This window comes from Deltaproteobacteria bacterium (assembly GCA_016218975.1).
In the GTDB taxonomy this organism is placed as follows: Bacteria; Desulfobacterota; Deferrimicrobia; order Deferrimicrobiales; family Deferrimicrobiaceae; genus JAENIX01.
The window spans coordinates 76,520-94,959 of sequence record JACRCO010000069.1 but is presented as its reverse complement, the minus strand read 5'-3'; the positions used below and the strand labels follow the sequence as shown (position 1 = coordinate 94,959).

Genomic DNA, 18,440 nt, shown 5'->3' with positions numbered 1-18,440 from the left:
CCGCCTCCCTAAGCCCTTTCGGGATCGGTGCGGGCGACGGAATGCCGAATGTTCAAAATATATCCCAGTTCCCGCACCGCTATCAACTTTGCGGAAGAGATCCTGGATGCCCGGGCAGGGATAAGCGATAGCATGAAATATACAACAATGGTAACACGCGATGAAATCAGGCCTGTTTTGATAATATCGTAAGAAATTTTCTTACGGCGCGGCATTCTTGTCTACGGCGTTACAATTCCACGATCCCTTTCCTGATCGCGAAACGCGTCAACTCCACGTTGTTTCTCAGGTTGAGCTTGTTCAGAAGCCGGAACCTGTACGTATCGACGGTTTTGATGCTGATGTCATACGCCTCGGCGATTTCCCTGTTGCTCCTGCCCATCGCCAGTCCGCGGAGCACCTGTATCTCCCGGTCCGACAGGATATCGAGCAGCGAACCTGCCTCGCCGCCCTTGGCCATGCGCTCGGCAAGAGCCTCGGAGGCGGATTCGCTCAAGTAGCGCCCTCCGGCGTGGACCTTCCGGATCGCCTGCAGAAGCTGCTCGGCCGCCGAACGCTTCGTTATGTATCCTTTCGCGCCCGCGCCTATCGCACGGACAACGTATTGCTCTTCCTCGTGCATCGTGAGGACCAGCACGGGAAGCTTCGGGCGCTCCGCGATCAGCCTTCGGACGACCTCCAGACCGTCCAGTCCGGGCATCGATATATCCACGACGGCGACATCAGGGGAAGTCTCGCGGGCCTTCCGGATGGCTTCGCGTCCGTCTGCGGCTTCCGCGACGACCGTCATGTCTCCCGCCCCGTCGACAAGCCGGCGCAATCCGTCACGGACGACGCTGTGGTCGTCTGCCAGCAGAACCCGGATCACGCGGAGACCTCGCTCTTCACGACTGCCGGCACCTTCATGAAAACCACCGTGCCCCCTCCCGGTTCCGACCGGATTTCCAGCGTCCCTCCGATCAGCTCCGCCCGCTCGCGCATGCCGACCACGCCCAGACCCACGGAATCGGACAGGTCGCGGAGATAGAACCCCTTCCCGTTGTCCTCCACGGACAGCGTCAGGATTCCGCTTTCCCCCTTGAGGAAGACATCCACCCTCGAAGCGCCGGAATGGCGGATTACGTTGGTCAGCGCCTCCTGGACGATCCGGTATACGGACGTGGCGATCCTGTCTTCCGCCATCGGAACGCCGAAGTGGCGGAAAGCGCTGGCGACCCCGGTGCGTTTTCCGAAGTCGCTTACGTACCAGTCGAGAGCGTCGACAAGCCCCAGGTTGTCGAGGACCCCGGGGCGCAGCCGCGTGGCCATGCCCCGAACCTCGTCGATCGCCATGTCGATCAGACCGCACATCTCCTGCGCCCTCCCGGAGGCGCCCGCATCCGCCTCCTTGAGGCGTTCCCGCAGCCAGACGGTATCGAGGTGCAGGGCGGTCAGCACCTGTCCGAGCCCGTCGTGAAGCTCCCGGGAAACCGCGGCCCGCTCCCGCTCCTGGCTTGCGAGGATGCTGTCCGAAAGACGCCTTACCTGGTCCTGGGCTTTCCTGGCCTCCCGGAGGGCTTCCTCCGCTTCTATCCGCCGGACGATGTCTTCGCTCGCACCCTTATAGATGAAAAAGACCGACATCCCGATAAGCAGACACAGCGTCACTGTGATGGGAACGGTGGCGCGCACCAGGGGGGCCGAAATCTTTTTCGTGATGTCGGCCATGCTGCGCAGGTAGATGACGCTCCATCCCGGGTAATCTTCGAGCGTCATCCGGTAGGCGAGGTATTTCCCCCCGGTGTTGTCGATCGCCGTGTTCCCCTCGCCCATATCCATGCCGATCCACTCCCATGGGCCCGGACCGAATTGCTGCGTGCGGGCTATATCTCCGGCTTCCTCGCCGGAAATCCTGCGCAGGGACCGGTAGAGCCAGTCCTTGCGGTTGGAGGAGAAGACGATGCCGTGGGGGTCTGCAAGCAGGACGATGCCTTCGAATTCCCTGCGGAACTCCTCCTCGATCCTTTCGATCGGGGCCTTTATCACGACCACGCCGACCGGAGCACCCCCCGTCTCTCGATAGACGGGATGGCTGGAGTAGACGCCGCGAACGTTCGAAGCCACTCCCAGCGCCAGGTAAGAGGCCGGGTTTCCGCGGATCGCCTGATGCCAGTACGGCCGGAAAGAAAAATTCCTTCCTACGAAACTGTCTGCCGCCAGCCGGTTGCTCGATGCGACGGTGTCCCCGTTGCGGTCCATCAGGTAGCATACGTCCACTTTCAGCGCGTCCCGGAAATGATCGAGGACGGAATTGGCTCCATCCAGGTTTCCGCGCCCGCCGCCGACCAGGGCGCGTCCGAGTTCCTTCATCCCGGCGAGCGCCTTGACGGTCTTCAGGTTCTCCGAAAGGAAGGACGAGAGACTGCCGCCGGTTCGCTCGGCCTGGAGGGCGATTTCCTTCTCCGCCTCCCTGACGGCGGATTCGTTCAGGGAAGAATAATAGATGTATCCAGCCGCGGACACCGAGAGAAAGGACAGCAGCGACAGGACGACGAGGATGATGCGGAGCCTCACTTTAAGCCCGCAATTCTTGCCATGCTTCTGCTCTTGGTCACCCGACCATGTTGAGCCCGCCGTTGACGCTCAACACCTGTCCCGTTATGTAGGAGGCCTCCCTGGAAGCCAGGAAACGCACCGCAGCCGCGATCTCTTCGGGCTTCCCGAGCCGCCGGAAAGGTATCCCCCGCTTGATGGCCTCGATGATCCTGCTCCCCTCTTCCGTCCCGAAGTTCTCGGCGAGGAGCGGCGTGTCCGTCGGCCCGGGGCATACGCAGTTGACCCTGATCCCGTGCTGGGCCACCTCCCTCGCGATCGCTTTCGTGAAGGCGATCACCCCCCCTTTGGCGGCGGAGTATACTGCCTCGCCCGAACTGCCTACCCGGCCGGCGTCCGACGCGATGTTGACGACGGCGCCGCCTTCCTTCCGGGCTACCATGGCATCCAGCGCCACGCGCGTCCCGTGCACGACCCCCATGAGGTTCACCTCCACCACCCTGGCCCAATCCTCCTGGACGGTGGATAGGAACGGCATGATGCGATCCCATCCGGCGTTGTTCACCCAGATATCGATTTCGCCCAACTCACGTACCGTTCGCTTACCGACTTCCTGCATCTGGTCCATTCGCCCCACGTCCGCCTCGAGGAACAGCAGGCGGGATCCGGCCTTCTGCCCGACAAGGCGAAGATGGTCCGCCGTCTGGTCGTGGATATCCGCGACCGCCACGTGAGTCCCTTCCCTTAAAAACCGTTGAGCGATGGCGAAACCGATTCCTCGCGATCCCCCGGTGACCACCGCGACCTTCCCTCTCATGAAAGAAACCTCCTGTCCGGGGGACATTCCTGATCTTAGCGCCTTATATCGCGAGGAGCGTCCCCCCGAAGCAGGGTAACATTGACAATTTCCGCTGGCTATACTACCGTTTCCCCCCATGTTCAGGATGCGTGTCTTTCCCGTCCTCGGGTTACTTTCGCTGATTTTTCTCATTCCCGCATGCTCCGAAAAGCTCGCCAGGCAAACGGGACTCACCGCGCAGGACCTTTACGCACGTGGACACCAGAAACAGGCGGCGAAAAAATACAAGGACGCCGTCGAAGCCTACCAGGTACTCCTGGACCGGTTCCCCAACTCCCCGCTGGCGGCGAAAGCCCAGATCGGACTTGCCGACTCCAGGATGGAAAACAAGGACGACCTCGAAGCGGAGGTCGCGTTCGACGATTTCCTGCGTCTTTACCCCGCAAGCGACAACGTCGCCTATGCGTTGTACAGAAAGGGGGAGCTCCTGGCGCGGCAGGCCCCGGATCCCGGCAGGGACCAGAGCAAGACGGGGGAAGCGGTCAAGTCCCTGACGCTGTCCAGGGAGAAGAGCCCGTCGGGACCCTACGCGGCAAAAGCCGCCGCCCGGATCATCGAGCTCAGGAACCGGCTGGCCGTGCACGAATTGCGCATTGTGGACCACTACCTTAGCCGAAAGAAATACGAAAGCGCGGAAGTGCGCGCGCGGCGAGCCCTTTCCGAGTACCCGGAGACCGCCGCAGCGCCGTTCATTTTGTCCTCTCTTGCCGAGTCCCTGGAGAAACAGGGGAAAAAGGAGGAGGCGGCGCAACTCCGGAAGACCTTGGAGGAGAAGTTCCCCTCCCGGGGGAAGAAGAAGCCGTGAGCCGCGACCTTGCGACGCTGACGACCATCGGAAAGCGCGCCTACGAGGAGAAGGATTTCTCCCGCGCCGAGAAGCTGCTACGCGAAGCGATAGAGGGCGGGGCGAATTACGCGGACATCCACTATATACTCGGCCTTATCTACCACCAGTGGGGGAAGCTGCACCAGGGCGTCGAGCATTTCGAGAAGGCGATCGAACTCAACCCGGATTACACCGAGGCCCTTCTCTCGCTCTCCATTTCGCTGAACGACATGGGGCGATATGAAGAAGCCAGGATCGTCTACCATCGGGCAAGCGCATCTACCGCGCGGTCCGGAGATTCGGCGAAAGGGAACATGTTCCGGGGGAAGATCGCCAATCTCCACGCCGAGCTGGGCCAGCTCTACCTCGCGCTCAAGCAGTACGATGACGCCATCAGGGAATACCGGCAGGCCCTCACCGTCGCCCCCGAATATCCCGACCTGCGCATACGTATGGCGGTGGCGCTGCGTGAGGCGGGGCGTCCGGCGGACGGACTTGAGGAAGTGCGGAGGGTCCTCGCCGCCCACCCCGGCAGCATCCAGGCGATGATCCAGAAGGGCATACTGCTATACCTCACGGGGAAGAAGACCGAGGCCCGCCAGGCGTGGGAAGAGGCCATTTACAAGGACCCGACGAATAAACTCGTCCAGCTATACCTCAACACCCTCGACCGCGAAATCGCCGCTCCCTAAGGACCCCCAGAAAAATATCCTGCTGCACTCCAACAATATTTCCGTAATGCAACCTGCTGAATAACGACTGCGGGTGCCGCCGCAGAAACGGAGTGCACTGTTATTCAGGGACGCCGGAGATCGGATGCCTCACCGCGCGAGCGTGCGCTCCGAGTGAAGCCAGGGAGGGCGAGAACGAGGAGCCAGCCGCAGCGCAGGCGGACAGGGACGTCCGCCAAGCGTACGCGCGGGGAGGCGTCCGACTCCGGCGGGGCCCCTGCATCATTCGATATCCTGTTGGGCGTATCGAACCCGGCAAGCAGCGCGGGGTTATTTGACCCAGGCCGCGAGCGTCGAGAGCGCCTCCGGGAGCCCGCCGGTTTTCGCCCCGCCGGCCTGCGCCATATCCTTGCGACCGCCCCCTCCGCCGCCGACGAATGCCGCCGCCTTCTTGACGATGTCGTTCGCGGAATATGTAGCGGTCAGGTCCGCGGTCACCCCCGCTATGAGATGGCACCTGCCCTCCTGCACGCTGCCCAGGAGCAGGATCCCGCTTTTCATCTTCGCCTTCACGCGGTCGGCCAGCTCACGCAGCGAGGCGGCGTCCATGGGCTCGACCTCCGCGGCGAGGACGGTCACGCCGCCCGCCTGCGTCGCCTTGCCCATGACCTCTCCGACGAGGTCCCTGGAGGCCCTGCGCCGCGATTCCTGCAACTCCTTCTCGAGCGTCTTTATCTGCGCGAAGAGCTTGCGCACGCGCTCCGGCGTGTCCGCGGCGGAAACCTTGAGGTCCCTCGCGATCACGTGAAGTAGCTCCGCCTCCTCCCTCAGAGAGCGCAGCGCCTCCATTCCGGTGACCGCCTCGATGCGGCGCACGCCCGCGGCGAGGGCGCCTTCGGATACTACGCGGAAGAGCCCGATCTCCGCGGTGTTCCCGACGTGGGTTCCCCCGCACAGCTCGCGGCTCACTCCCGGCACGCTCACCATCCGCACGGTATCGCCGTACTTTTCGCCGAAGAAGGCCATGGCGCCGGCGGCGATCGCCTGGTCGTACGGCAGGTAATCCCAACGGACCGGCGTGGCGGCGAAGACGGCCTCGTTGACGAACTCCTCCACCTTGCCCAGCGCTTCCGCGGAAACCGCCTCGAAATGGGTGAAGTCGAACCGGAGCTTGTCGGGACCCACGTAAGAGCCGGCCTGCCGGATGTGCGAGCCCAGCACCTTGCGGAGCCCCGCCTGCAGCAGGTGCGTCGCCGTGTGGTTCGACTGCGTTTGCCTGCGGCTCCCCGCCTCGACCTCGAGGTCCACGGCCACTCCCTCGCCGACCGTCCCCTCAGTCACCTTCGCGCGGTGGACGACGATGTCGGCGGCGGGCTTGCGGGTCGAAGTTACCTGCAGGCGGAACCCCCTTCCAGCCCCGATGCCTACATCCCCGGCCTGCCCTCCCGATTCTCCGTAGAAGGGCGTCACATCGGTCACCAGGTCGATCTCCTCCCCGGCCATGGCCTTGGCGACCCGCTCTCCTCCGCGGAACAGGGCCGTAACTTTCGCGGCGGCCTCCAGGCGTTCGTATCCGACGAACTCCACTCTGTTCCCCGTCCCCGCGAGGTACGACGCGGCGGCATCCGACGCGGCGGCCTCTCCACCCTTCCATGAAGTCCGGGACTGGGCCCGCTGCTTCTCCATCTCCGTTTCGAACCCTTCAGTGTCGAGCGTGACGCCCCGCTCCCGGCAGAGGTCAGCCGTCAGGTCCGCGGGAAAACCGTAGGTGTCGTACAACTTGAACGCTACACTTCCCGCGAAGACGGCGCGTCCCGCCTTCCCGATGCGCGCGAACTCCTCCTCCACCATCCGGAGCCCCGCGTCGAGCGTCTCCAGGAACCGCTTCTCCTCGTTCAGCGATACGGTATCGATGAACGAGGCGCTCTTTCCCAGCTCGGGATACGCCTGCGAAAACTCCTTCACCACGGAGGCGGCCACGCGATGGAGGAATGGCCCGTCGAACCCGAGTTTCTTGCCGTGCCGCAGCGCTCGCCGCATGATCCTGCGAAGCACGTAGCCGCGCCCTTCGTTGGAAGGCAGTATGCCGTCCGCGATGAGAAACGCCGTCGCCCGGGCATGGTCGGCTATCACGCGCATCGCGGCGTCGGTCTCCCTCGATTTACCGGGAGGAACCTCGCTTAAGGCGGAGATTTCGGCAAGAATCGGCCGGAACAGGTCGGTGTCGTAATTGCTTTTCACCCCCTGAGACACCGCAGCCAGCCGTTCAAGACCCATACCCGTGTCGATGCTCGGCTTCGGCAGCGGCGTCTTCGTACCGTTCTCGTCCTGGTTGAACTGCATGAACACGAGGTTCCAGATCTCGAGGAACCGGTCGCAGTCGCAGCCCACCGCGCAGGAGGGGCGGCCGCAGCCGATCCCCTCGCCCTGATCGTAGATTATTTCGGAGCACGGGCCGCACGGCCCCGTCGGTCCCATCGCCCAGAAATTGTCCTTTTCGTCGAACCGTACGATCCGTGACGCCGGGATCCCCATTTTCCCGTGCCAGATGTCGTACGCCTCGTCGTCCTCCCGGAAGACGGAAACCGTCATCCGCGTTCCGTCGAGCCCCGCCTCGCGTGTAAGGAAATCCCATCCGAAGAAGATGGCGTCGGTCTTGAAGTAGTCCCCGAAGGAGAAGTTCCCCAGCATTTCGAAAAGCGTATGGTGGCGCGCCGTGTAGCCGACGTTCTCGAGGTCGTTGTGCTTCCCGCTGACGCGCAGGCAGCGCTGGGACGTGGCGGCCCGTTTCAGGTCGGGGGGGCCCATCCCGAGGAAGTTGTCCTTGAACTGCACCATCCCGGCGTTCGTGAACAGCAGGGTGGGATCGTTCCCCGGGACCAGCGAGGACCCGGGAAGGACCCTGTGTCCGTTCCGCTCGAAATAGGAAAGGAATGCGGCGCGAAGATCGGCTCCGGTCGTCACAGGTTTAGTCCTCTCCTTCCAGGAAATCTTTCATCCATCTCCCCGCCGCCATCCGGCAGACGCCGGGGGAAAACCCGCGTCCTGCGAGGAAGCGGTACGCCCGGACGGCCCCTTCACGGCCCGGGGGCGGCACGCCGCGGAACTTCTTCCGCAGGGCGGCGGCTGCAGCCTCCAGCTCGTCTTCCCCCGGGAAACTCCGGCGCACGGTCTCTTCGACCAGGTCCCGCGGGAAACCCCGCCTCTTCAATGTCCATGCGATCTTCGCCGGACCGTAGCCTCGAGTCTCCCGGTATTGGGCCGCCAACCGCCCGCAAAGCCCCGAGTCGTCCGCCAGGCCGAGCTCCCGCAATCGTGCTACAACGCTTTCCGCCTCGCCCCCGGGATACCCCTTCTTCTCCAGCTTGCCGCGGATCTCCTCCTCGCTCAAGGCCCGCCGGGCGAGCATCCGCATGGCCGCATCCATGGCGCCGCCGGGGGACGGGGCCGCCCCCGGCGCGCTGCGGCTCCGGCTTGTTCGGCTGAGGCGGGGACTTGTCAAAATCCTCCCAGCTCAGATCCGAAGTCGAGGAGATGCCGCGGACGCGGAGCGCGAAGTCGTCGGGGTTCGAGGCCTGCCGCAGCGCTTCATCGAGCGTGATCAACCCGTCCTTGTACAATGACATGAGGGACTGGTCGAATGTCTGCATCCCGTAACTTACATAGCCCTGCAGGATCGCCTCCCGTATCTTCCTCGTCTTGTCCTTGTCCTCGATGTACTCCCGGACGCGAGCGGTGTTTATCATGGCTTCGATGGCGGGGACACGCCCCTTTCCGTCGGCGCGCGGAACCAGCCGCTGGGAGATGACCGCGCGCAGGATCACGGCGAGCTGGTTCCTTACCTGCTTCTGCTGGTAGGGAGGAAACGAGCCGACGATACGGTTGATCGTCTCTGCGGCGTCGAGCGTGTGCAGCGTCGAAAGGACGAGGTGGCCCGTCTCGGCTGCCATTATGGCCGTCTCCATCGTCTCGAGGTCGCGCATCTCGCCCACAAGGATCACGTCGGGGTCCTGCCGCAGGGCGCTGCGGAGCGCTGCGGAAAACGACACCGTGTCCACACCCAGCTCCCGCTGGTTGATGATGCTCTTCCGGTCGCGCAACAGGAACTCTATTGGATCCTCGATCGTGATGACGTGGCAGCTCCGGTGGGAGTTGATGTGCTCGATGATGGCGGCCAGCGTCGTAGACTTCCCGCAGCCCGTCGTCCCGGTGCAGAGGATAAGCCCCCTGTTCTCCAGCGCGACCTTCTCCAGCACCTTCGGGAGGTGCAGCTCCTCGAAGGACTGGACCCCGACGGGGACGACGCGGAACACCATACCGATCGTTCCGCGCTGGATGAAAATATTGACGCGGAAACGTCCCAGTCCGGATACGCTGTAGGCGCAGTCCATCTCGTGGGTCCGTTCGAACCGCCGCTGCTGTTCCTCTCCGAGAATCAAGGCGCTCATGGCGACAAGGTCCTCCGGCCGGAGGGATTCCTCCACCTTCAGCGGCACGAGCCTGCCGTTTATCCGCAGGACCGGGAGCAGCCCGGCCTTCAGATGGACATCGGAGGCCCCGTGGTGCAGCGCGGCCTTGAGGATCTCCGTAAGCTCCAACTATTTCGCTCCTTCCTGCCCGGCGCGGCCGGCTTCCCCTATGCCGTAGTGCGCCAGGATCTTCTTCCGCAGTTCGATGGCGACTTCCCGGTGCTCCTTGAGAAAACCCCTGGCGTTCTCCCTACCCTGCCCGATCCTCTCCCCGTCGAGGGAATACCAGGCCCCGCTCTTCTCGACAAGGCCCAGCTCGGTCCCGACGTCCAGCAGGTCCCCTTCCTTCGAGATCCCTTCCCCGTACAGGATGTCGAATTCGGCCTCCCTGAACGGCGGCGCCAGCTTGTTCTTCACCACCTTCACGCGGGTGCGGCTCCCCGTGACCTCGTCGTCCTTCTTTATCTGCGTCAAGCGCCGGATGTCCATCCGGACGGAAGAGTAGAACTTCAGCGCGTTACCACCGGTCGTCGTCTCGGGGTTGCCGAACATCACTCCGATCTTCATCCGGATCTGGTTGATGAAGATGACTGCCGTCTGCGACTTGCTGATCGTCGCGGTGAGCTTGCGGAGCGCCTGGGACATGAGGCGCGCCTGCAGCCCCATGTGCGCGTCCCCCATCTCCCCTTCGATCTCGGCCTTGGGCACCAGCGCCGCAACGGAATCGACCACCAGGACGTCGAGCGCCCCGCTGCGCACCAGCATCTCGGCGATTTCGAGCGCCTGCTCTCCCGTGTCCGGCTGCGAGATAAGCAGGTCCTCGGTGTTCAGCCCCAGCTTCCTCGCATACGACAGATCCAGCGCATGCTCTGCATCGATGAATCCGGCGATCCCCCCCTGCCTCTGGGCTTCGGCGACGATGTGCAGCGCGAGCGTGGTCTTCCCGGATGACTCCGGCCCGAAGATCTCGGTGACCCTTCCACGCGGGATGCCGCCGATTCCCAGCGCCACATCGAGGGAGAGCGCCCCCGTCGGAATAATGGGGATATCCTTCGCCGGGATGTCGGCCCCGAGCCTCATGATCGCGCCCTTCCCGTAATTCTTCTCGATCGCCGAAAGCGCCATGTCGAGCGCCTTCCTGCGGTTTGCATCCTGGCTCATTTCTTTTTCTCCTCTCATCCCTTGCTCGCAGGTCGCTTAAGACAACGGCACATCGCGCAGGACGCGGTATACCGCTCCTCCTGGGGAAAGCCGGCTCTCGTACAACTGGAACGAATTCACGCCGACGACGCCGAACCGTTTTCCGGACAGGGCTTTCGCGTATTGCTCTCCCCAACCCTCGGGGAGCCGGTCCCGGGCGCGGCCGACCGTAACGTGCGGGTGGAACCGCCTTTCCTCGCGCGGAAAACCCGCGGCGGAAAGCGCATTTTCAATATTCTCATGCAACTTACCGACCAATTCAAGCGGTTCCCGGATTCCGACCCATAGCACGCGCGGCGTTCGAAGGCCGGGAAACCCTCCCGCTTCCTCGACCGCCAGTTCGAACGGAGGGATTCCGGCCGCCGCCCCGTCGAGAAGCAAACCGATATCCTCGATACGCTCCGGGGGTGTTTCTCCGAGGAATTTCAGCGTAACATGAAGGTTATCCTCCTGCGTCCATGAGATCGGCGTTCGCTTCCCGCGTAAGGGTGAAATCGCCTCCGCGATCGCACGGCGGCAATTTTGAGGAAGCCCGATTCCGATGAAGACCCTCATTTTCCCCCTTCCCGGATCTCCTGCAGGACGGCCAGTAGTTCTTCGAACGCCCATGCAACGGTTTTCCGCCGGACCGTTTGACGGCCCCCGGAAAACCTCCGGCGGTACGACCGTCGGACCTTCCCCGCGGAAATGCCGAGGCACACGGTTCCGACAGGCTTCTCCGGCGTCCCGCCCCCGGGCCCCGCGATCCCCGTGATCCCCACGGCGACTGCCGAACGAAACCGCCGTTTCACGCCTTCCGCCATGGCCAGGGCCACGTTCTCGCTGACGGCTCCCGCCGATTCGATCAGCGATTTCGACACTCCCAGGTCCCTTGTTTTGGAAGCGTTGGAGTACGCGACGAATCCTCCCGGAAAATAGGCTGAGCTCCCGGGGATGTCCGTGACCGCGGCGGAAAACAAGCCCCCGGTGCAGGATTCGGCGGCAGCCAGAGTGTATCCGGGCCGCCCAAGCGCCTCTCCAACCCGTTTCGCCAGCATCCTTGTCAGCCTGTCAGCCACGCGATCCCCCGATATGCGATATGCGCATATACCCCGGCCGCAAGATCGTCGGCCACTACGTAAGCCGCTCCTTCCCGCGCGTTCGCCCACGCGGCGGGCCCGAACTTCACGATATCGAAGAACCGGAAGAGCAGGAACAGGAGAATCGCCGGCTTCCACCCCCAGGGAATTCCCGTGGCCGCCAGCAGCATACCCGCGACTTCGTCGATCACTACGGAAGGCGGATCCTTGCTGCCCGTTTCCCTTATCTCCACGGCGGCAGCCGGAAATGAAAGCAGCAGCACGGCCGCGAGAATCCCGATGTGCGCCTCCCAGGATCCGCAGCCGACATACCAAAGCGGAAGGGCCAGCAGCGATCCGAAGGTGCCGGGGCAGAGGGGCAGATAACCGAGCCCCAGCCCGGAGGCAGCGGCACGCCAGGCAAGTTTCCCCCGGAAACGATTATCTTGTAAGATAGACATAAGTAGGTTATCAATTTTACATGCATATATAGGACCGCGGAATGAATAAAACGTCTTTTCCGGTCCGCGCGGAGACCCGAACGCCGATGCCCGAGCTTGACGCCGATTTTGTACCGAAAATAACCCGGGCCGTCACCGAGCTTTCCAAGGGGATGAAGAGCGTTTCATTCTACCCCGACGGCCATCCGGCGTTGATCCAGGCCGTTTCCAGGATCATCTCCCTTTTCGAAGAGATACCTCTGCCGGAGGCGGGCCTCGAGATCGACGTCACCAAGAACGCCCTCCTGTTCAACGACACGCCGCTCCCCGCAACGAACAAATCGGTCACGGACCTGAACCGCGAGCTGTACTTCCGCAGGGCAAGCAAGGTCATCTTCCTGCCCGATCTGAAACCGGCGGAGATCGTGGCTTTCCTGAAGATCCTCGGGCGCGACATCGACCGTATCCAGGACGAGGGCGGCATGGAGCGGGTGCTGCTGCGGGAAAAGATATCGCGGATCTGGGTGAACCGGGTGGATTACGAGGGGCTGACGGAAATGCTCAAGAAGGAAAAGGAGGAGGTCCCGGCCGAAGGAGAAGCGCCGCTGGACGAAGACGACCAGTCGTCCGCCCTTCAGAACATCCTTCCGGAGGAATTGACGCTGGACGACCTCCTTACGTTGATCGAAAAGGAAACGGACCCCGCGGAATACCGCGACTATCTCATCGCCATTTCGAGGGCTCTCTACTACGAGCGGATGGACCGGAAGATCGAATACGCCACCCGGGCGCTGAAGATCTTCGCCAACCACATCGACCGCCCTCCCATGCAGAACGAGGAGATAGCCAAGCTGGCCCGCCTCGGGATAAAGGAGATGGCCTCGGAGGAGTTGATTTCCCACTATGTCTATCTCCTCCGCGAGAAGGGCGGCAGGGGGAACAAGGAGGTGGAAACGATCCTCGCGGCCTTCGACGATCGGGCAGTCAAGCCTCTGCTGCGGACGCTCGCGGATGAAGAGGACCTCCTGATCCGGAAATCGATCGTGGAAATCATCGCGCGGATCGGCAGGCCCGCGGTTCCCGCCATCCTCGAGAACCTGGGCGACGCCAGGTGGTTCATGGTCCGCAACATGGTGACGATCCTCGGAAGCCTCGGTCTGCCCGACCTCGCGCCCCACGTCGCCACAGTCCTCACCCACCCGGACCTCCGGGTGAAAAAGGAGGCGATCAAGGCGCTGTCGAAGCTTCCGCACCCATCCTCGGTCAACTCGCTCGGAGACCTGTGCTTCTTCCCGGAGGAAACCGTCGCTCTCACGGCCACCGGTGCGATGGCGTCGAAGAAGGAACCGGAAGCCGTCCTGGTTCTATACCGGCGCGTCGTGCACCGCAGGTTCCTTTATCCCGCCTACCGGCTGGCCCATGAAGCGATCGATTCGCTGCGGGCGATCGGGACCGACGAGGCTGTCACGGCGCTTGAGGAGATCCTTCGGACCAAGGCGGTCTGGGAGACGCAAAAATTCCGGATCATGAAAATCCACGCCTTGAAGAGCATCTCAAAAATAAGCGGGGGCCGGGCGAGCGAAGCGCTACAGAACGCCTTGCGCTCCCCCGAGCCGTATCTCCGGATGGAAGCGGAACGTCTCGTCAGGAAAGGGTAGCGGAAACGTCCCATGGAACGGCGCGACCAGGAACAGTTGATCGCCGGCCTCATCAGGTCGCTCGGAACGTCCCTTAAGAACCGGAAGCTTTATCCGGCTTCGCACCCGCTTGTGCGAACACCGGTGGAGAAGGTCTTCAAGGAACTGCGCGTATTTTTCGCCGAACGCTCCGAACTGGCGCTGGCCATCTCGGACGGCACCCTGGTGTTCGAGGGTGTTCCGATCTTCAACCTGACGTCTCCTCTCGAGTCCTTCGTGGCGAAGCTCACGCGGATCGGAGCCCCGGCGATCATATTCGAGAAGGAGCTGACGCAGGAGGACCTGGAGAACTTCGTCCGTTTCCTGAACGATTTGAAGGAGGTGGGGCTTTCAGCGGGTGAACTACAGAATCTCCTGACGCAGGCGGGGGTCGAGCACGTCAGGTTCAAACCGGTCGATGAAAGCGACAAGGACGACAGGGAGATCGCCAACGAGATCTACACCAACGCGGTTTCGGTCGTGTCCTCGGTCATGCGGGACGTGCGGCTGGGGCGGGTCCCGTCGGGTGCGGAATCGGAGCGCGTCACCCGGGATATCAGCAGCATGCTCGCGCGGAACCGGGACGCGATGCTGGCGCTCACGCTCATCAAGAACTACGACGAGTACACCTACAACCATTCGGTCAACGTCGCCGTCATTTCCCTCGCGCTGGCCGACGTGGTTCGCCTCCCGTCGCAGGAAAAGATCGACGTGGGCGTCGCGGGACTCCTCCACGACATCGGAAAAACGCAGCTCGCCCTCGATCTCATCCGGAAGCCCAGCACGCTTACCGTGGAGGAGTTCGAGGAGATAAAGAAACATCCCCGGGAAGGGTTCACGCTGCTGGGAAAGATGTCGAACATACGCCCCGATTCGGCCTACCTCGTCCTCGAACACCACATGCGGTTCGACCGAAGCGGATATCCGCCTCCGGAACCGGGCTATAAAACGCACGCGCACTCCAATATCATCCCCGTCGCCGACTGCTATGACGCCCTGACGACGATGCGGTCTTACCAGAAGGCGCGCTACCCCGCCCAGTCGCTGGAGATCATGATGAAACTCGCGGGGAAATCGCTGGACCCATTCATAGTGGAGGCGTTCGCGAAGACGATGGGAATCTACCCCATCGGTACGATGGTCAGGCTGAACACCATGGAGATCGGACTGGTCGTCGGGCAGGGGGAAGGCGGCGAGGATCCGCCGAAGATCCTGTTGCTGCTCGATCCGGACGGCCGAGCGCTTCCCGACCCGGAGCAGGTGGACCTTGGATACCCGGAAGGAACGGCCGGTGGCCCGCGGCGATCGATCGTGGGAACGGTAAACCCCAACCTGTACTCCGCAGCGGCCGCCGGAGCCCTCGCCATAACGCTGACTCCTGCTTAATCCGCATTTCTCACCTTGGTCAGGCGCCCGGGCTATCCGCCGCGCTCCATTCCGACAGTGCGGCCGCAGCGGCGGCCCGCACCGTTTCGTTCTCCGAGCCCGTGAGGAGAAGGATCTTCTCCCAATCCTCCTTTTCCGCCAGAAGCGCGTACGCCTGCACCGCCTTGCCGCATACGAACGGATCGGGATGGGCCAGGTATCTCCCGATGACGGGCGCCAGCTCCTTCCGGCGGGATTTCCCGAGCGTCTCCAGAATGTTTCCCAGCACGACCCCCTGTTCCTTCTGAAGCCTATCCGCAAGGGCCTTGAGTACCGGTACCGTGGGAGAAAAAGCGAGCGCGCGGGCTGCGGCGCCCCGCACTTCGGCCTCCGTATCGGAAAGGGCCGCCAGGAGGAGCGTCACCCCTTCCCTTCCGCCGATGTCCTCGGCGGAGTGGACTATCCGCATCCGTTCCGCCAGGGCGCCGGTCCGGAGAACCTGCAGGCAGGAATCCACCGAGCGTTTCGCCCTGAGCCGGTCCAGGGAGGAGGATGCGGCCTCCCTGACGGGCTGCGAAGGGTCCGATTGAGCCATTTTACGAAGGGTTTCCTCGATCCGGTCAATCACGCCTTCCCCCCTTTTCCCGCAATTCATTGGCCGAAGGGATGTCAGGCGTGCCGCTTGCGCTCAGCACGCCGTCGACGATCGCCCTCTCCAGCGCGCGCGCACCGAGGACGGCGGCCTGCATCACGTTTCCATTCCGGCCGGAATGCCCGGTGGAAAGGGCCACGACCAGATCCCCGTCCATGGGAGTGTGGATCGGGCGAATGGCGCGCATCAAGGCGCCCTGCGCCATCCGGGCGATTGCCGCGAGCTCGTCCCTTGAGAATCGGTCCGCCGTGGCGACGACCCCGAGCGTCGTGTTCCCGGGCGCGAAAGGCTCCCTGCGGAATCCCGCCCGGAACATCCGCTCGGTCCCGGCGGGACCCAGCCCGTCTTCGCTCCTTGCGCCGGCTATCCATTCCCCGGTGTCCGGGTCCACCACGTCCCCGAAAGCGTTCACGACCGCGCATGCCCCCACGCGCACGCCGCCGCCCTCCTCGCAGGCCGTGCCGAACCCGCCCTTCATCGCGCGGCCTATGCCCAGGATTTTCCCCACCGTCGCGCCCGCGCCCGCTCCGACCGAGCCTCGTTCCGGCGGCGACGCCGCCGCCGCGGAAGCCGCCGTGTATCCCATCTCCGGGGTTGGCCGGAATGAGGGATCGCCGAACCCGAGGTCGAATATCACGGCGGTAGGGACGATGGGAACCACACCCGCAGGGGTCGGAAATCCCTCTCCGGCTTCCTCCAGGAAACGCATGACGCCCGATGCCGCATCGAGCCCGAAGGCGCTCCCTCCCGCGAAAACCAGCGCGTGCATCCGCGACGCCGGGTGGGAACGCAGCAGGGAATCCATCTGGCGGGTCCCGGCGGCCTCCCCCCGGATGTCCGCCGCCCCGGCGGCTCCGCCCGGAAACCTCAATACCGTCACCCCGGAGCCGCGCCTCGCATCGTGCGCGTGTCCCAGCAGGATTCCGGCCACGTCGGTGATCGCTCCCGGCATCCTCCCTCCGCAATTCGTATAGTCATACCGGAGGGTGGCGGGTTCGTCAATCGCCGGTCCCAAGGGATACATTTCCTCAGATACCGGCATTCGAGGGCCGCTGCATCCGTTCCTGCTTCGTTACCCTCCTTCACCGTACTCGGCGGGTACGCTTCAGTAGGGTGCCTCGCAGGACCGGCGCATCGACCCTCTCGTTGCCCGGTCTATTCCGAAACGCATCCCTCGGGACCGGTCCGATGGTTGACGGTTCGAGGCGGGCGAACGTACACTCTCCGGAGGAGATTATCGTATGGAGACGATCCGCGGAAAGGTACTTGCGCTCGACTTCGGCAGCCGCCGCATCGGCGTGGCCGTTTCCGATCCGCTCGGCATAATCGCTCTGCAGCTCCCGGCGATTCGCAGGGAAGGGGACCGGAAGGACATCGAAGCCATAGCGAAGACGGCGGCGGAATACGGCGTCGAGACCGTCGTGATCGGCCTGCCGATGCACGCCGACGGCACGGAAGGGACCCAGGCGGCCCGGGCCAGGTCGTTCGGGGAGAAGGTGCGGGAGCGCCTCGGCGTTCCGGTGGTGCCGTGGGACGAGCGCCTGACGACGGTCCAGGCGGAGCGTTACCTGATAGACGCCGGAGTGCGCAGGGAAAAGAGGAAAGAGGTCCGCGACAGCCTCGCCGCCGCGCTGCTTCTGCAATCCGCGCTGGACGCCCGGAACCGGAAATAGGCCCCTGTGGTTTCGCAGCGCCTGAAGCTCTTCCTCGTACCTGTAATGGCGGCCGTCACCGTCTTCGCATTCCTCTTGATGGACACCCCCCCTTCGAAGAATTGGCATTCGCCCGAGGCGCTGGTTCCACGCGGAAGTTCTTCCGCCGAAATAGCGCGTCTCCTTTCGGAGAAGGGCATCCTTCAGCATCCCCTCGTTTTCCGTTTGCTCGTTACGGCGACAGGGACAGGCAGGAAAATCAAATTCGGCGAATACTCTTTCGAGGAACCGCCGAATGTATTCGAAGTCTGGCGGAAGCTGTATCGCGGGGAGATAAACCGCTACGAGGTGACGATCCCCGAGGGGTCGAACATCTACGATATCGCGGAGATCCTGGGCGGGCAGGAGCTCGCCGAAACGGTCAAATTCATCGAGATCGCATCATCCCGCGCGGTCCTGCGCCGGCTTGGGATTCCCGGTGCGACCGCGGAAGGGTTTCTCTTCCCGGATACATATCAGCTCGACAAGTCGATGACCGCCGAGGATATCCTCGAATCTATGGTGAAGCTGTTCCGCAGAAGGCTTCCGGCGGAGTGGGAAGGACGGGCGCGGGACATGGGATTCTCCCTGCTCGAAATCGTTACGATCGCCTCGATCATCGAAAAGGAAACGGGCGTCGAATCGGAAAAACCCCTGGTGTCCGCGGTGATACGGAACCGCATGGCGCGTGGAATGCCCCTTCAGATGGATCCAACGGTGATCTACGGGTTGAAACGGTTCGGCGACGAACTCACGAAAAAGGACCTTCAAACCCCGTCGCCGTACAATTCCTACCTGAACCGGGGCCTTCCCCCCGGGCCTATCGCCAACCCGGGAATTTCCGCCATCCGGGCGGCGCTTTTCCCCGCCGACGCGGAATACCTGTACTTCGTTTCGCGCAACGACGGCTCCCACAGGTTTTCGAAGACATTGCAGGAGCACAACAGGGGTGTGGCTTCCTACAGGAGGGATAAATCCGCGGAATAAACCTTCGGGCCGCC

The 18,440-nt window shown here is 63.3% G+C and carries 17 protein-coding genes and 1 pseudogene; 6 read left to right on the top strand and 12 right to left on the bottom strand.

The window, feature by feature from the left end; genetic code table 11:
• Positions 1-229: 229 nt before the first annotated feature.
• From HY896_09730 to HY896_09720, 3 genes are read right to left on the bottom strand one after another with little or no spacing between them, the layout of a single operon-like run.
• A complete protein-coding gene (locus tag HY896_09730) occupies positions 230-868 on the bottom strand; it encodes a response regulator transcription factor (protein ID MBI5576625.1) in 639 nt (212 codons plus the stop codon).
• Positions 865-2,553, bottom strand: coding sequence for a hypothetical protein (locus HY896_09725; GenBank protein MBI5576624.1), 1,689 nt, complete (start codon positions 2,551-2,553; stop codon positions 865-867). The genes HY896_09730 and HY896_09725 overlap by 4 nt, the downstream gene beginning before the upstream one ends.
• A 37-nt stretch (positions 2,554-2,590) precedes the next feature.
• Positions 2,591-3,349 (bottom strand): glucose 1-dehydrogenase, encoded by a 759-nt coding sequence (locus tag HY896_09720; protein ID MBI5576623.1) that lies wholly within the window; start codon positions 3,347-3,349, stop codon positions 2,591-2,593.
• Positions 3,350-3,467: 118 nt separating this feature from the next.
• Between HY896_09720 and bamD the strand changes: the two genes are divergently transcribed.
• Together bamD and HY896_09710 are read left to right on the top strand one after the other, a co-directional pair.
• Entirely contained in the window at positions 3,468-4,196 is a 729-nt protein-coding gene (gene bamD, locus HY896_09715) for an outer membrane protein assembly factor BamD (protein ID MBI5576622.1), read from the top strand.
• Positions 4,193-4,909 (top strand): tetratricopeptide repeat protein, encoded by a 717-nt coding sequence (locus HY896_09710; GenBank protein MBI5576621.1) that lies wholly within the window; start codon positions 4,193-4,195, stop codon positions 4,907-4,909. Before bamD ends, HY896_09710 begins: the two co-directional genes overlap by 4 nt.
• 309 nt (positions 4,910-5,218) lie before the next feature.
• On the opposite strand, the gene alaS is transcribed toward HY896_09710, so the two are convergent.
• The 7 genes and pseudogenes from alaS to HY896_09675 all read right to left on the bottom strand — a co-directional run bounded on the left by alaS (position 5,219) and on the right by HY896_09675 (position 12,076).
• On the bottom strand, positions 5,219-7,852 hold the full coding sequence (alaS, locus tag HY896_09705) for an alanine--tRNA ligase (protein MBI5576620.1): 2,634 nt from the start codon (positions 7,850-7,852) through the stop codon (positions 5,219-5,221).
• Between the two features lie 4 nt (positions 7,853-7,856).
• Positions 7,857-8,279: a regulatory protein RecX gene (locus HY896_09700; GenBank protein MBI5576619.1), complete on the bottom strand. Its 423-nt coding sequence runs from the start codon at positions 8,277-8,279 to the stop codon at positions 7,857-7,859.
• A gap of 103 nt (positions 8,280-8,382) precedes the next feature.
• A pseudogene (locus HY896_09695) lies at positions 8,383-9,486 on the bottom strand (type IV pilus twitching motility protein PilT).
• Positions 9,487-10,518: a recombinase RecA gene (gene recA / locus HY896_09690; protein MBI5576618.1), complete on the bottom strand. Its 1,032-nt coding sequence runs from the start codon at positions 10,516-10,518 to the stop codon at positions 9,487-9,489.
• A 36-nt stretch (positions 10,519-10,554) separates the two neighbouring features.
• Positions 10,555-11,112: an RNA 2',3'-cyclic phosphodiesterase gene (thpR, locus tag HY896_09685; protein ID MBI5576617.1), complete on the bottom strand. Its 558-nt coding sequence runs from the start codon at positions 11,110-11,112 to the stop codon at positions 10,555-10,557.
• Entirely contained in the window at positions 11,109-11,594 is a 486-nt protein-coding gene (locus HY896_09680; GenBank protein ID MBI5576616.1) for a nicotinamide-nucleotide amidohydrolase family protein, read from the bottom strand. Before HY896_09680 ends, thpR begins: the two co-directional genes overlap by 4 nt.
• A gap of 5 nt (positions 11,595-11,599) precedes the next feature.
• Entirely contained in the window at positions 11,600-12,076 is a 477-nt protein-coding gene (locus tag HY896_09675; protein ID MBI5576615.1) for a phosphatidylglycerophosphatase A, read from the bottom strand.
• Between the two features lie 86 nt (positions 12,077-12,162).
• Between HY896_09675 and HY896_09670 the strand changes: the two genes are divergently transcribed.
• The gene (locus HY896_09670) at positions 12,163-13,713 is read left to right on the top strand and encodes a HEAT repeat domain-containing protein (protein MBI5576614.1); all 1,551 of its coding nucleotides are present in this window, start codon (positions 12,163-12,165) and stop codon (positions 13,711-13,713) included.
• 12 nt (positions 13,714-13,725) lie between these two features.
• A complete protein-coding gene (locus HY896_09665) occupies positions 13,726-15,117 on the top strand; it encodes an HD domain-containing protein (protein MBI5576613.1) in 1,392 nt (463 codons plus the stop codon).
• A 19-nt stretch (positions 15,118-15,136) separates the two neighbouring features.
• Here HY896_09665 and HY896_09660 read toward each other — a convergent pair whose 3' ends face one another.
• Positions 15,137-15,724, bottom strand: coding sequence for a HEAT repeat domain-containing protein (locus tag HY896_09660; GenBank protein MBI5576612.1), 588 nt, complete (start codon positions 15,722-15,724; stop codon positions 15,137-15,139).
• A complete protein-coding gene (locus tag HY896_09655; protein MBI5576611.1) occupies positions 15,717-16,700 on the bottom strand; it encodes a P1 family peptidase in 984 nt (327 codons plus the stop codon). Before HY896_09655 ends, HY896_09660 begins: the two co-directional genes overlap by 8 nt.
• Positions 16,701-16,989: 289 nt before the next feature.
• On the opposite strand from HY896_09655, the gene ruvX reads away from it, so the two are divergent.
• Together ruvX and mltG are read left to right on the top strand one after the other, a co-directional pair.
• A complete protein-coding gene (ruvX, locus tag HY896_09650) occupies positions 16,990-17,421 on the top strand; it encodes a Holliday junction resolvase RuvX (GenBank protein ID MBI5576610.1) in 432 nt (143 codons plus the stop codon).
• Between the two features lie 6 nt (positions 17,422-17,427).
• Positions 17,428-18,426 carry an endolytic transglycosylase MltG gene (gene mltG / locus HY896_09645; protein MBI5576609.1) on the top strand — a complete coding sequence of 333 codons (999 nt, stop codon included), beginning with the start codon at positions 17,428-17,430 and terminating at the stop codon, positions 18,424-18,426.
• Positions 18,427-18,440: the final 14 nt, after the last annotated feature.

Bases quoted from the DNA above. Each gene is read 5' to 3' on its own strand.
- HY896_09720 (MBI5576623.1), bottom strand. From the start codon at position 3,349: ATGAGAGGGAAGGTCGCGGTGGTCACCGGGGGATCGCGAGGAATCGGT.
- bamD (MBI5576622.1), top strand. From the start codon at position 3,468: ATGTTCAGGATGCGTGTCTTTCCCGTCCTCGGGTTACTTTCGCTGATT.
- recA (MBI5576618.1), bottom strand. From the start codon at position 10,518: ATGAGCCAGGATGCAAACCGCAGGAAGGCGCTCGACATGGCGCTTTCG.
- thpR (MBI5576617.1), bottom strand. From the start codon at position 11,112: ATGAGGGTCTTCATCGGAATCGGGCTTCCTCAAAATTGCCGCCGTGCG.
- HY896_09680 (MBI5576616.1), bottom strand. From the start codon at position 11,594: ATGCTGGCGAAACGGGTTGGAGAGGCGCTTGGGCGGCCCGGATACACT.
- HY896_09675 (MBI5576615.1), bottom strand. From the start codon at position 12,076: ATGTCTATCTTACAAGATAATCGTTTCCGGGGGAAACTTGCCTGGCGT.
- HY896_09670 (MBI5576614.1), top strand. From the start codon at position 12,163: ATGCCCGAGCTTGACGCCGATTTTGTACCGAAAATAACCCGGGCCGTC.
- HY896_09665 (MBI5576613.1), top strand. From the start codon at position 13,726: ATGGAACGGCGCGACCAGGAACAGTTGATCGCCGGCCTCATCAGGTCG.
- HY896_09655 (MBI5576611.1), bottom strand. From the start codon at position 16,700: ATGCCGGGAGCGATCACCGACGTGGCCGGAATCCTGCTGGGACACGCG.
- ruvX (MBI5576610.1), top strand. From the start codon at position 16,990: ATGGAGACGATCCGCGGAAAGGTACTTGCGCTCGACTTCGGCAGCCGC.